12 protein-coding genes are annotated in these 12,430 nt (G+C 73.9%); 9 read left to right on the forward strand and 3 right to left on the reverse strand.

The window, feature by feature from the left end; translation table 11 throughout:
* Positions 1-2 precede the first annotated feature (2 nt).
* From H576_RS0106725 to H576_RS0106745, 4 genes are all read left to right on the forward strand, one after another.
* The gene (locus H576_RS0106725) at positions 3-365 is read left to right on the forward strand and encodes a BlaI/MecI/CopY family transcriptional regulator (protein WP_029150308.1); all 363 of its coding nucleotides are present in this window, start codon (positions 3-5) and stop codon (positions 363-365) included.
* Between the two features lie 216 nt (positions 366-581).
* Entirely contained in the window at positions 582-1,370 is a 789-nt protein-coding gene (locus tag H576_RS14650) for a M56 family metallopeptidase (RefSeq protein ID WP_051172304.1), read from the forward strand.
* 10 nt (positions 1,371-1,380) lie between these two features.
* Positions 1,381-2,670, forward strand: coding sequence for a flavin monoamine oxidase family protein (locus tag H576_RS14655; RefSeq protein ID WP_036319803.1), 1,290 nt, complete (start codon positions 1,381-1,383; stop codon positions 2,668-2,670).
* Positions 2,671-2,698: 28 nt separating this feature from the next.
* Positions 2,699-3,586, forward strand: coding sequence for a carbohydrate kinase family protein (locus H576_RS0106745; RefSeq protein WP_029150309.1), 888 nt, complete (start codon positions 2,699-2,701; stop codon positions 3,584-3,586).
* Here H576_RS0106745 and H576_RS14660 read toward each other — a convergent pair whose 3' ends face one another.
* Entirely contained in the window at positions 3,587-4,213 is a 627-nt protein-coding gene (locus tag H576_RS14660; RefSeq protein WP_051172311.1) for a Pr6Pr family membrane protein, read from the reverse strand.
* A gap of 129 nt (positions 4,214-4,342) precedes the next feature.
* Positions 4,343-5,542, reverse strand: coding sequence for a cobalamin-independent methionine synthase II family protein (locus H576_RS0106755; RefSeq protein ID WP_029150310.1), 1,200 nt, complete (start codon positions 5,540-5,542; stop codon positions 4,343-4,345).
* 157 nt (positions 5,543-5,699) lie between these two features.
* Between H576_RS0106755 and H576_RS0106760 the strand changes: the two genes are divergently transcribed.
* The 5 genes from H576_RS0106760 (at position 5,700) to H576_RS0106780 (ending at position 10,974) form a co-directional block, all read left to right on the forward strand.
* Complete coding sequence (locus H576_RS0106760) at positions 5,700-6,977, forward strand: acyl-CoA dehydrogenase family protein (protein ID WP_029150311.1); 1,278 nt, start codon at positions 5,700-5,702, stop codon at positions 6,975-6,977.
* Positions 6,974-8,302 (forward strand): MFS transporter, encoded by a 1,329-nt coding sequence (locus H576_RS14665; RefSeq protein WP_051172314.1) that lies wholly within the window; start codon positions 6,974-6,976, stop codon positions 8,300-8,302. Before H576_RS0106760 ends, H576_RS14665 begins: the two co-directional genes overlap by 4 nt.
* Positions 8,299-9,669 carry an LLM class flavin-dependent oxidoreductase gene (locus tag H576_RS0106770; RefSeq protein ID WP_029150312.1) on the forward strand — a complete coding sequence of 457 codons (1,371 nt, stop codon included), beginning with the start codon at positions 8,299-8,301 and terminating at the stop codon, positions 9,667-9,669. Before H576_RS14665 ends, H576_RS0106770 begins: the two co-directional genes overlap by 4 nt.
* A gap of 4 nt (positions 9,670-9,673) precedes the next feature.
* The gene (locus H576_RS0106775; protein WP_029150313.1) at positions 9,674-10,351 is read left to right on the forward strand and encodes a GNAT family N-acetyltransferase; all 678 of its coding nucleotides are present in this window, start codon (positions 9,674-9,676) and stop codon (positions 10,349-10,351) included.
* Positions 10,352-10,422: 71 nt separating this feature from the next.
* Positions 10,423-10,974, forward strand: a complete 552-nt coding sequence (locus H576_RS0106780) for a hypothetical protein (protein WP_029150314.1) — start codon at positions 10,423-10,425, stop codon at positions 10,972-10,974.
* 129 nt (positions 10,975-11,103) lie between these two features.
* On the opposite strand, the gene H576_RS0106785 is transcribed toward H576_RS0106780, so the two are convergent.
* The gene (locus tag H576_RS0106785) at positions 11,104-12,381 is read right to left on the reverse strand and encodes a GmrSD restriction endonuclease domain-containing protein (RefSeq protein WP_245559132.1); all 1,278 of its coding nucleotides are present in this window, start codon (positions 12,379-12,381) and stop codon (positions 11,104-11,106) included.
* Positions 12,382-12,430 lie beyond the last annotated feature (49 nt).

Consider the following 12,430-nt stretch of genomic DNA (forward strand, 5'->3'; position numbering starts at 1 on the left):
CAATGAGCACAGCACTGGGTGATCTCGAACGCAGCGTCATGGACACGCTATGGGACGCCGACGGCTCGCTGACCGCGTATGACATCAAAGACGCGATCGAGACGACGCGCGGCCGCGACATGGCCGCGACGACCGTCCTCACGGTTCTCTCGCGCCTCGAGAAGAAGGGTTTCGTCGAGCCCGACAAGAGCGTCCGTCCCCACCGCTACGTCGCGCTGCACTCGCGCGCCGAGCACCAGGCCGAGCTCATGCACGAGGTCCTGACGGGTTCGGGCGACCGCACCGCCGTGCTCGCCCGTTTCGTCGGCGGCGTCTCGGCCGAGGATCAGGCCGTCCTCCGCAAGCTCCTCGCCGGCGCGGTCTGACGCCGCGTCGACAGGCGCCTCCCCCCGTCTTCGCCGAGGGGGAGCTCGACGCGTCGTCCGCGATCACGGGCATGACGGAGCGGGCCGAGCTCGTCGACCTCGGGGGCGGCCACCTCGTCGCGGCGGCGACCGGCGACGATCGACAGCGCGTCGCCGCGCCCGCCGCCTGAGGGGCCCATCGGCGAGCTCCCTGCCCGCGCGACCTAGGCTCGGAGTGTGCTGATCCCAGACCTCGTCGCGGCGGTCGCGCTCGCCGCGGTCGCGGTCTGGCTCGCGTGGCCCGCCCCCATCATGCTGTCGCGCGCCGAGTGGCCCGCCCACGCGCCGGGGCGCGCGCTGCTGCTGTGGCAGGGGATCGCGGTCGCGGGAGGCGTGTCGATGATCGGCGCGCTGTGGCTCATCGGGATCGCCGTCACGCCGCGTCACCCGTGGCTCGCGGGAATCCCGGCGTACGCGCTCGCGGCGTACCTCGTCGCCCACCTCCTCACGGCGATCGTGCGCTTCGAGCACCAGCGACGCCGCCACCTGCACCTCCTGCTGCTGCTGTCGGTGCCGGATCCCGCCCGCAAGCGCACGGTCCTCGTCGACGATCAGGCGCCCGTCGCCTACTGCCTCCCGCGCGGCGCCTCGTCGGTCACGGTGCTGTCGAAGGGGCTCTTCGGCGCCCTCGGCGCGGACGAGCTCGAGGCCGTCATCGCGCACGAGCGCGCGCACGTGCAGCAGCGCCACGAAGTCCTGCTCGTCGCCTTCCGCGCCTGGCACGCCGCGCTCCCGTGGTTCCCCATGGCCGGCCGCGCGCTCGGAGAGGTCGAGGCGCTCGTCGAGATGCTCGCCGACGACCAGGCGCGCCGCGAGCTCGTCGGCGTCGTGCGGCGCCCCGACGAGGCCCTCGCCCGCGCGATCCTCCACGTCGGCAAGGTCGAGGGCGAGGGATCCTCGAGCACCCGCAACCGCATGCACGACCGGTTCCGGCGCCTCCTGCCGCAGAGCGGATCCGCTCAGTAGGGTGGCGGCGATGAGGATCACACGCCGCACGTTCGTCGTCGGCGCCGGGGCAGGGGCGCTCGCGGTGCTGCTCGCGTCGTGCCGCGGCGCGGATCCGGCCCCCTCGCCGTCTCCGACCGCGTCGGCGACGCCGAGCCCCACGCCGTCGCCGACCGAGAGCCCCGCGGTCCCCGAGCCGTCGGCCTTCGTCCGCTCTCGATGGTCGACCGACCCGTTCGCGCTCGGCGCTCGCAGCGCCGTCCTCGCGGGGGGCGTCTCGGGCGCCCGCGCGACGCTCGCCGAGCCGATCGACGACCGCCTCTTCTTCGCCGGCGAGGCCTACGACGAGGATGCCCCCGGCACGGTCGCGGGCGCGCTCCAGTCGGGGTACGACGCGGCGCAGGCCGTCTCGGGCGCGGGCTCGGTCGGCGAGCGCTTCGCCGTCATCGGCGCCGGGGCCGCGGGCGCGGCGGCGGGCCAGCGCCTCGCCGCGTGGGGCTTCGACGTGACGGTGATCGAGGCGCGCGACCGGCCGGGCGGTCGGATCGCCTCCGAGCCGGGCGACGAGTGGGGCGTGACGCCGCAGCTCGGGCCGTGGATCCTCGGCGCGGGCGACGCCTCGCTCTCGGCCCAGCTCCCCGCCTACGACGTCGAGGTCGTCGGCCTCGCGGGCGACGACCTGCTCGGATCGCTGCGCGAGAGCGCGGCGCAGGCTGCCGACGGCGCGACGCTCGCCGAGACGGTCGACCAGGCCCTCCCGGCCTTCGCGGCCCTGACGGGAGCCGACCCGCAGACGGTCTCGGCGCAGAGCCTCCCCGCGTGGCCCGTCGCGCCGTACGAGGCGGTCACGGGCGACCTCACGGCGCTCGCCGGGCAGCTCCTCGACGGCGTCGACGTGACCTACTCGACGTCCGTCACCGCGATCTTCGCCGACGACCGCGGCGTGAGCCTCCGCTTCGCGTCGGGGGAGTCGCTCTCCTTCGACCGCGTCGTCGTGACCCTGCCCGTGGGGGTTCTCCAGAAGGGATCCGTCGAGTTCGACCCGCCGCTCTCCGACGACAGGCAGTCGGCGCTCGACGCGCTCGACGCCGGCGCGATCGAGTACGCGTGGCTGCGCTACGACGAGCCGATCTGGGACGACGGGGCGACGTTCCGGCAGTCGCCCGAGGGCCCCATCCGGCTGTGGGTCGACCTGCGCGAGGCGACGGGGGAGCCGATCCTCGTCGGCGTCGCGGGGGCCGACGACGCGCGGGAGTTCGCGGCGATGTCGGACGACGACGCCCGCGCCGCCGCGCTCGCCTCGCTCGCCGCCGTCGCCTGAGCCGGGGCGGCGCCCGCACGATGGGAGGATGGTCGGCGTGACCGACAGCACCGTTCTCGTCGTGGGCGAGGCCCTCATCGACATCGTGACCGAGGGCGGATCCGCCGCCGAGCACGTCGGCGGCAGCCCGGCCAACGTCGCGCTCGGGCTCGGGCGCGCCGGCGTCGACGCCGCGCTCCTCACGCAGGTCGGCGACGACGACCGCGGCCGCCGGATCGTGCGCCGCATCGAGGAGTCGGGATCGCGCGTCCTCCCCGCGTCGGTGCGGCCGGGGCGCACCTCGACGGCGCACGCGACGATCGGGGCCGACGGATCGGCGACATACGCGTTCGACATCAGCTGGGGTGCGCTGCCCGAGATCGCGGCCGCCCCGGCCCTCCTCCACACGGGGTCGATCGCCGCGTTCCTCGAGCCGGGCGCCGACGCCGTGCTCGCCCTCATCGACCGGCTCGCGCCCGCCGAGGTCACCTTCGACCCCAACATCCGCGCGGCCCTCGTGGGGGAGCACGCCGCGGCGTCGGAGCGCTTCGCGGCGCTCGCCGAGCGCGCGACCGTCGTGAAGATGAGCGACGAGGACGCCGCGTGGCTGTTCCCGGGTCTCGCGGTCGACGCGGTCATCGACCGCGTCCTGACGCTCGGCCCGCGGCTCGTCGCCGTGACGCTCGGAGCCGACGGATCCCGGATCGCGACGGCCGCCGAGCGCGTGTCGATCGCGCCCGTGAGCGTCGACGCCGTCGACACCATCGGCGCGGGCGACACGTTCATGGCGTCGCTCATCGCGTCGATCGTCGCGGGGGGCACGGGATCGCTCGGCTCAGCCGACCTGCGGCGCATCGGCGACCGCGCGGCCGCCGCGGCCGCGATCACGGTCTCGCGCGCGGGCGCCGACCTGCCCTGGGCGTCGGAGCTCGCCTGATCAGGCGGTCTGCCGCCAGCGGCTCAGCGCGATGAGGCCCGAGGCGACGCCCGCGAAGACCGCGAGGGCGATCGCGACGGTCCCGAGGAACTCGGGGATCCCCGACACCTGTCGGAGGTCGAGGAAGTAGTACGGGAACCACCCGATCCGCGTGCCGCGCCACATCGTGACGAGCCCCCACACGATCGGGTACGCGAGAACCCAGGGGATGAGCCGCCAGTGCGCGGCCCTCCGCCCCGGCCCGACGACCCAGCCGAGGATCGTGAGCGCCGGCAGCACGAAGTGCAGGACGACGTCGGACCACGGCACCGTCATCGGGATGCCGCGGACCCCCGACTGCCAGACGAGCAGCGCGAACACGAGCCCCGCCGTGATGGTCCAGCTGAGGACGACGGTGCGGAGATCCGTGAGCCAACACGGGTCGACGGGGCGGCGCAGGGCCATCGCGCCGCCGATCGCCGCGACCCCGACGAAGGCGATGTTCGACTCGATCGTCAGGTAGGCGAGGAAGTTCTGCCCCGCGATCGTCTGCGATCCGAGGCCCCAGAACAGGCGGTGCAGCAGGGCGACGGCGCACAGCGCGGCGGCGGCGAGCCGCGCCGCCCCGAAGATCGTGCGCCTGGTCACCCCGGCGAGTCTACGGACGCGCGCCCATCAGCCGGGCGAGCGCGCGGAAGGGGCGGGGATCCCGGCGCGCCCCGAGACGCCGAACGGCGCCGGATCCGCGGGGGATCCGGCGCCGTTCGTGCGGGCTGGTCAGATGCGCGAGGCGGCGAGGCGGGCGCCCTCGCCGAGCGAGGCGAGTTTCGCCCACGCGATGTCCTCGTGGACGCGGCCGCCGAGTCCGCAGTCGGTCGCGGCGATGACGCGCTCGGGGCCGACGATCTTCGCGAAGCGCTCGATGCGCTGGGCGACGAGCTCGGGGTGCTCGACGAGGTTCGTCGAGTGGCCGACGACGCCGGGGACGAGGATCAGGTCGTCGGGGATCAGGCCAGCGTTCTCCTGCCACACGGCCCACTCGTGCTCGTGGCGCGCGTTCGCGGCCTCGAACGAGATCTGGCCGACGTTCGCCTGGAGCACCGTCGCGAGGATGTGCTTCAGCTCGATGTCGGTCGTGTGCGGGCCGTGCCACGAACCCCAGCAGAGGTGCAGGCGCACCTGCTCCTTCGGCAGGCCCTCGACGGCCTGGTTGATCGCGTCGACGCGCTTCTGCGTGAACGCGACGTAGTCGGCCACGGAGGGCTCGGGGTTGATCTGATCCCAGTTCTCGGCGAGCGACGGGTCGTCGAGCTGCACCGTGAGGCCCGCGTCGGTGATCGCGCGGTACTCCTCGTGCATGACGGACGCCCACGCCGCGAGGTGCGCCTCGTCGGACCCGTAGAACTCGTCGACGACGCGCGAGCCCGAGCCCGGCGCGATCGCCGTGATGAACCCCTTCTCCCCGCTCTGCAGCGCGCCCGTGAGGTGCGCGATGTCGGCGGCGACGGCGGCCTGGCCGCGGTACGACAGCGCGCCCGTCGTCGAGGGGAACGCCGTCGCGTTCCGGCCCGTCTCGACCGACTCGGCGTACACGGCGGGGAACGCCTGCCTGTCGCGGCGGTCGAGGAAGCTCGTGAGGCGGATGTCGCCGGGCGCCGAGCGCGTCGGCTCCTCCGTGAAGGCGTTGACCTCGGTGAGCGAGAGGCCCGCGACGCGCTGGAACGAGTAGCTCCACCACGCGCCGTAGTCGACGGCGTTCGACATCGCCTTGCCGAACTCGCCGTCGCCCGGCTGGGTGATCCCGACTTCGCGCTGCCTGCGGACGACGTCGGCGACCGCCTCGTCGACGAGCTCTTCGAACGCGGGGGTCGACTTCAGGGTGAAGCCGTCGTCCTCGAACTCGCGCGCGGCGTTCGCGTCGATGAGCGCCTGCGTGCGGGGCAGGCTGCCCGCCGTCGTGGTCTGGATCTCGGTCATGGGTGTGCCTCCGGGCGATGGGTGGATCCCTTCGAGCGTAGGCGCCCGGCGCGCGGAGCCCCAACGGGGGTGTGACGCCGCGTGACGGATCCGTGGCGCTCGCCCCCGCGCTCCGGAACACTGGGGCGATCCTCCCCGCCGCCCGAAAGGTCGCACCATGCCCGTCGTCGAACACGCCGTCGCGCCCAAGAAGGCGCCGCCGCGCCTCCCCGCCGACTACGCGTCGCTCCACGCGCACTTCGCGCCGATCTTCGCCGACATCGCGGCGGGCGCGCTCGAGCGCGAGACGACGCGCGCGCTGCCCTTCGCCGAGATCCGCCGGCTCGACGAGGCGGGCTTCGGCACCCTGCGCGTGCCGGCCGAGCACGGCGGACCTGGCGCGTCGATCGAGACCTTCGCGCGCCTGCTCGTCGACCTCGCCGCGGCCGACTCGAACATCGCCCACCAGTACCGCTCGCACGCGGGTTTCCTCGACGCGCTGCGCTTCCAGCCCGCGCGGATCCAGGAGGTCTGGTACCCGCGGATCCTCGCGGGCGCGACGGTCGGCAACGCGTCGACCGAAAAGGGCGGCAACGCGCTCGGATCCCTCAACACGGTCATCTCCGAGGGTCCGGACGGCGCGCGCATCACGGGGCGCAAGTTCTACACGACGGGCACGATCTACGCCGACTACACGCGCGTCTCGGCCGCCGTCGAGGGGGCGGACGGCCGCCGCTTCGCCGTCGTGCCGACGGACGCGCCCGGCGTCGAGATCGTCGACGACTGGGACGGCTTCGGCCAGAAGCTCACGGGCACGGGGACGACGACCTTCGACGACGTCGCGGTCGAGCCCGCGGGGCTCCTCGACCGCGTCCCCCGCTCGGCCGAGGCGACCCACGAGGCGGCGTACTTCCAGCTCATCCTCCTCGCGGTCCTCGCCGGGATCGCGCGCGCCGCCCTGCGCGACGCCGCCGAGCTCGTCGCGGGCCGCGCCCGCACCTTCAACACGGGCCTCGGGCTGCCGTTCCGCGAGGACCCGCTGATCCAGGAGGCGATCGGCCGCATCGCCGCGAAGGCGCACGCGGCCGAGGCGGTCGTGCTGTCGGTCGCGCGCACGCTCGACGAGGGCGTCGCGGCCGCCGAGGCCGCGGGCCTTCCGGCCGACGCCGAGAGCGTCCCCCGCGCCGTGCACGAGTCGGAGATCGCCGTCGAGCACGCCCAGGTCACGGTCCCCGAGCTCGCGCTCGGCGCCGCGCAGGACCTGTTCCTCACGGTCGGGGCGTCGGCGACCTCGACGAAGAAGGGCCTCGACCGCCACTGGCGCAACGCGCAGACGGTCGCGACGCACAACCCCATCGCATTCCGGGCGCGCTCGCTCGGCGAGTACTGGATCAGCGGATCCCTGCCCGAGGGCCTCAACGCCATCGGCGACGCGACGCAGAGGGCCGCGTCGTGACGCTCCTCGCCGAGCGGCCCGCCGCCGCGTCGCCCGCCATGAAGCGCCGCGTGCTGCTCTCGGCCTTCGCCGGCACGACGATCGAGTGGTACGACTTCTACCTCTACGGCACCGCCGCCGCGCTCGTCTTCAACGTGCAGTTCTTCCCGACGCAGAGCGAGTTCGCGAGCACCATCGCGTCGTTCGCGTCGCTCGCCGTCGGCTTCCTCGCGCGCCCCGTCGGCGGGATCGTCGCGGGCCACCTGGGCGACCGGATCGGCCGCAAGGCGCTCCTCGTCGCCTCGCTGCTCATCATGGGCATCGCCTCGACCCTCATCGGCCTCCTGCCGAACTACGACGTCCTCGGCTGGTGGGCGGCCGCGGCGCTCGTGGCGCTGCGGCTCGTACAGGGCTTCGCCGCCGGCGCCGAGTGGGGCGGATCCGCGCTCCTCTCGGTCGAGCACGCGCCGCCCGCCCGCCGCGGGCTGTTCGGATCGTTCACCCAGATCGGGTCGGCGGCCGGCATGCTCCTCGCGACCGCCGCCTTCGTCCTCGTGCAGGCGGCGACGACCGACGAGCAGTTCGCGGCGTTCGGCTGGCGGATCCCGTTCCTCCTCTCGGCGCTGCTCGTGGCGCTGGGCCTGTGGGTGCGCCTCGGCGTCGCCGACGCCCCCGAGTTCCAGGACGTCAAGGACCGCGGCGAGACCCGCCGCATGCCCGTCGTCGAGATCTTCGCGCACCACTGGCGGCCGCTGCTCGTCACGATCTTCCAGCGGGTCGCGCAGAACAGCGTCTACTTCCTCATCACCGTCTACATGCTGAGCTACCTCGCGAGCACGCGCGGCGACGACCAGGCGGGGACCGTGGCCGTCATGATCGCCTCGGCGGTCGGCCTCGCGACGGGCCCGTTCTGGGGGTGGCTGTCCGATCGCGTCGGCCGCAAGCCCGTCACGGCGTTCGGCTTCATCGCGATCGCCGTGTTCGGCTGGGTGTTCTTCGCGTTCCTGACGAGCGGGGATCTCGCGCTCCTTCCGATCGTCGTGATCTTCGGCATGAACATCGCCCACGACGCCGTCTACGGTCCGCAGGCCGCGTGGTTCGCCGAGCAGTTCCCCGTCGAGGTCAGGTACTCGGGCGTCAACCTCGGCTACCAGCTCGGGTCCGTGATCGGCGGCGGGATCATGCCGCTCGTCGCGGCGCTGCTCTACGCGGCGGGCGGCGAGACGCCCTGGCTGATCTGCGGCTACCTCACCTTCCTCTGCGTGCTGTCGGGAACCGCGACGCTGCTCGCACGCGACCCCCGCGGCGCCGAGGTGCGCGCCGCCCGCACGACCGGAGCCTCATGACCGCGAAGCCGATCCTCCTCAACGCGTTCGACATGCTCACCCCGGTGCACCAGTCGCCGGGGCTCTGGCGGCACCCCGACTCGCGGGCCGAGGAGTTCCAGAAGCTCGAGTACTGGACGGGCCTCGCCCGGACGCTCGACGCCGGCGGGTTCGCGTCGCTCTTCCTCGCCGACATCGTGGGCGTCTACGACGTGTATGGCGGGAACGGCGACGCCGCGGCGCGCCACGGCGTGCAGTTCCCGCTCCTGGATCCGCTCGTCGCCGTGCCCGCGATGGCGGCGGCGACCGAGCGGCTCGGCTTCGGCGTGACGGCGTCGGTGACCTACGAGCACCCGTACCTGCTGGCGCGCACCCTCACGACGCTCGACCACTTCACGAACGGCCGCGTCGCGTGGAACATCGTGACGAGCTACCAGGACTCGGCCGCGCGGAACATCCTCGGCCGCGACGAGCAGATCCCGCACGCCGAGCGCTACGACCGCGCCGACGAGTACATGGACGTCATGTACGACCTGTTCGAGGGATCCTTCGCGGACGGCGCCGTCGTCGCCGACCGCGACGCGAACGTGTTCGTCGACCCGGATCGCGTGCGCGATATCGGGCACGACGGGCGGTGGTTCCGCGTTCCGGGGCAGGCGCTCGCCGCGCCGGGCCCGCAGCGCACGCCGTTCCTCTTCCAGGCCGGGGCGTCGAAGCGCGGCCAGCAGTTCGCGGTCGACCACGCCGAGGCGATCTTCTTCTCGGGCGGGACCCCGGGCCTCGTCAGGCGCTGGGTCGACGGGGTGCGCGACGGCCTCGAGGAGGCGGGCCGCCCGCGCGACGCCGTGAAGATCTTCTCCCTCGCGACCGTCATCGTCGCCGAGACCGACGAGGAGGCGGAGGCGCGCCTCGCCGAGTACCGATCCTTCGTCGACACCGAGGCGGCGCTGACGCTCTTCAGCGGGTGGACGGGCGTCGACTTCGCGGGCGCAGATCCGGGCGACGCCGTCGAGGACATCGTGACCGAGGCCAGCCGCTCGGCCCTCGCGTCGTTCACGACCCTCGCGAGCGGGCGCACCTGGACGGTGCGCGAGCTCGCCGAGTTCGTCTCGATCGGCGGGCGCGGGCCCGTGATCGTCGGCTCGCCCTCGTCCGTGGCCGACGAGCTCGAGCGGTGGATCCGCGAGGCCGACGTCGACGGCTTCAACGTGTGCGCCGCCGTGCGCCCCGCCGACCTCGAGCGCTTCGCCGAGCTCGTCTCGCCCGAGCTGCGCCGCCGCGGCCTGCTCGACGACGCGGGGGATCCCGTGACGCTCCGCGAGCGGATCGGCGGGCGGGGCCCGCACCTCGCCGACGACCACGCGGGGTCCCGGCACCGCATACGCTGATCCCATGCGTGAGATCCGCGAGCTGGACACCGTCGAACTGATCCTCGAGGCGCAGGGGGTGCTCGACGCGATCCGCGGCCCCGAGCGCGTCGTCGACGCCGGCACGCTGCGCGCCCTGCAGCAGGCGGGCGACTACGCCTTCGGGTTCTTCGACGAGGGCCGCATGGTCGGCGCGTCCGTCGCGTTCTTCGGGCCGCCCGCGAGCCGCTCGATGCACTCGCACATCACGGCGCTGCTGCCCGAGTTCCGCGGGCGCGGGTGGGGCCGCGAGCTCAAGGAGCACCAGCGACAGTGGGCGCTGACGCAGGGCGTCGGCAACATCACGTGGACCTTCGATCCGCTCGTCGCGCGCAACGCGCACTTCTTCCTGACGGTCCTGGGCGCGCGCGCGACGGGCTACTCGGTCAACCAGTACGGGATCTTCGGGGGCGGCGACGCGGGCGACGAGTCGGATCGCCTCGACGTCACGTGGTCGCTCGCCGAGTTCGCGAAGCCGCCGGCGGAGGGCGACGTCGCCGATGTCCTCGAGATCCCCGCCGACGTCGAGCAGCTGCGCGTCGACGACCCCCGCGCAGCCAACGACTGGCGCATGAAGGTGCGCCGCGAGATGGCCGTGCTGCGCGGCCGCGGCCTCGAGATCGCGGGCTTCGACCCCGAGCGCGGGTACCTCTTCACGGCGTGACGCCCCGCGCGCAGGCGGTTCATCGCCCGCTCATGACCCCGTCATAAGCGCCGACGGTGTGCTGGGTGACCATGAGCAGGACCCTGCATGCCACCTGGAACGCCCCCGCCGAGCAGCCGACGCCGCGCGAGCACCGACGCGAGATGCGGCGGATCCGCCGCGCCGCCAAGCCGCTGCAGCTGCCCGTGCCGAAGCACGCCGTCATGTGGCTGACGATCGCGATGGGCGCGGGGATCCTCGTCTCGGCCGGCCTCGTGATCGCCGGGCTCGTGACGGGAGCCGGGATCCTGACGGCCGCCGGCTTCGTCGTGGCGGGCGCCGCCGTGGGGATCCCGCTCCTCGTCGCGGGCTGGATCTTCGCGCGGGCGATCCGCCGCACCGCGGGCGTCTTCGGCGTGACCTTCGTGGCCGGCGTCATCGCGGCGGCCGCCGGCTACGCGACGGCCGACGCCCTGTACTCCTACGCGGGCTGGGCCGTCGTGGTCCTGTCGTTCGCCGCGGTCTACCTCATCGTCACGGTGCCGCGGTGGCGCCGCGAGGCGGCGGGACGCGAGCGCCGGCGCACCCGCTCGGCGAAGCGCCGCGAGCGCCGCGCCGAGGCGGTCCGCCGCGGCACGCGGTGAGTGTGCGATTTCGACCCTTCGCCAGCGCGGGAAGGGTCGAAATCGCACACCGCACGGATCCGCGGAGACGTGGTGTGCGAATCCGGCCCTTCGTCCGTCAGCGAAGGGCCGTTCGCGCACACCTCGTGGTCACTCGCAGGCGATGCCGTCGCCGTCGCGGTCGAGGCGCGGGGTCTCGTAGCCGGGCTCGCCGGCGTGGAGCGGCGCCGCGCCGGCGGCACGGACCGCGTCGCAGTTGGCGTAGTACACGTTCTCCTGCGCGGGGGCCTGCTCGACGGGAGCGGGCTCCTCGACGACGGGAGCGGGCGCGGGCTCCTCGACGACGGGCGCGGGTTCGGGATCCGGAGCCTGCTCGACCGGGGCGGGCTGCGCGACCTGCGCGTAGGCGGCCCCCGGCGCGACCTCGCCGCCGGAGGGCAGCTGCTCGTCGGGGCACGTCGTCAGGACGCGCACCATGGCGTCCTGCTCGGCGGAGGTGACCCACAGCCCGTACGACGCCTTGACCGCGACCTGCCGTGCCACGTAGGCGCAGCGGAACGCCTTGTTCGGCGGCAGCCAGGTCGCCGTGTCGCCGTCGCTCTTCGCCGCGTTCGTCGGCCCGTCGACCGCCAGCAGGTTGAGCGGGTCGTTCGCGAAGGCGACGCGCTGTTCATCGGTCCAGCTCTGCGCGCCCTTCTGCCATGCGTCGCTCAGCGCGACGACGTGGTCGATCTGCACGGCCTGCGAGGTCGTCTCGCCGCGCTCGAACGCGATCGCCTGGCCGCTGTACGGATCCGCGAGGCTTCCCGTCATGACGGTGCAGGGCCCGCGGAACGTCGCACCGGCGAGGTCGCGCGCGAGGATGTCGTTGCGGGCATCGCAGCCGCTTCGATCCGGGTCCTTCCACCCCGATCCGAACAGGTCGCGGTCATAGCCCGTGCGGGGCGCTCGGCCCTTGACGCCGAGGGCCTGCGCCGCGGCCAGCGCGGGGCCCGTGGCGGCGACGGGGGCGGGGGCATCCTCCGCAGGAACCTCGGTCTCGACGGGATCGGCGGTCGGCGTCGGGCTCGGAGTCGCCGACTCGGTCGGCGTGGGTGCGGGCGCGGCGCTCGCGCTCGGAGATGCGCTTGCGGCCACCGTTGGCCGTTCGACGACGGGCGCCGGCTCCGCGGCGCGGGGCAGCATCGAACCGCCCGCGATGACCACGGCGAGGGCGGCCCCGGCCGCGATCACGCCGTGCAGGCGCCTCGTCGGCCCGATCCAGGTGCGGCCGAGGGCGACGACGCCCCAGAGGCCCGACGCGACGCCGAACATCCCCAGCATGACGAGCGCGCCGCCGACGCCGCCCGTCGCCGCGCCCATGATGACGAGGACCGCGGCGATTGCCGCCCCGATCCACGTCGACTTCCTCCGGATCAGATCCGACACATGTCCCGCACTTCCTCCACCCCGACCCGTCAGTATATCGACGGGGACC

The organism is Microbacterium indicum DSM 19969 (assembly GCF_000422385.1).
GTDB classification, from domain to species: Bacteria; Actinomycetota; Actinomycetes; order Actinomycetales; family Microbacteriaceae; genus Microbacterium; species Microbacterium indicum.

Excerpts from the sequence above, each read along its gene's own strand:
- H576_RS0106770 (WP_029150312.1), top strand. The coding sequence starts at position 8,299 with ATGACCGCGAAGCCGATCCTCCTCAACGCGTTCGACATGCTCACCCCG.
- H576_RS0106760 (WP_029150311.1), top strand. The coding sequence starts at position 5,700 with ATGCCCGTCGTCGAACACGCCGTCGCGCCCAAGAAGGCGCCGCCGCGC.
- H576_RS14655 (WP_036319803.1), top strand. The coding sequence starts at position 1,381 with ATGAGGATCACACGCCGCACGTTCGTCGTCGGCGCCGGGGCAGGGGCG.
- H576_RS0106755 (WP_029150310.1), bottom strand. The coding sequence starts at position 5,542 with ATGACCGAGATCCAGACCACGACGGCGGGCAGCCTGCCCCGCACGCAG.
- H576_RS0106780 (WP_029150314.1), top strand. The coding sequence starts at position 10,423 with ATGAGCAGGACCCTGCATGCCACCTGGAACGCCCCCGCCGAGCAGCCG.
- H576_RS0106775 (WP_029150313.1), top strand. The coding sequence starts at position 9,674 with ATGCGTGAGATCCGCGAGCTGGACACCGTCGAACTGATCCTCGAGGCG.
- H576_RS0106725 (WP_029150308.1), top strand. The coding sequence starts at position 3 with ATGAGCACAGCACTGGGTGATCTCGAACGCAGCGTCATGGACACGCTA.
- H576_RS0106745 (WP_029150309.1), top strand. The coding sequence starts at position 2,699 with ATGGTCGGCGTGACCGACAGCACCGTTCTCGTCGTGGGCGAGGCCCTC.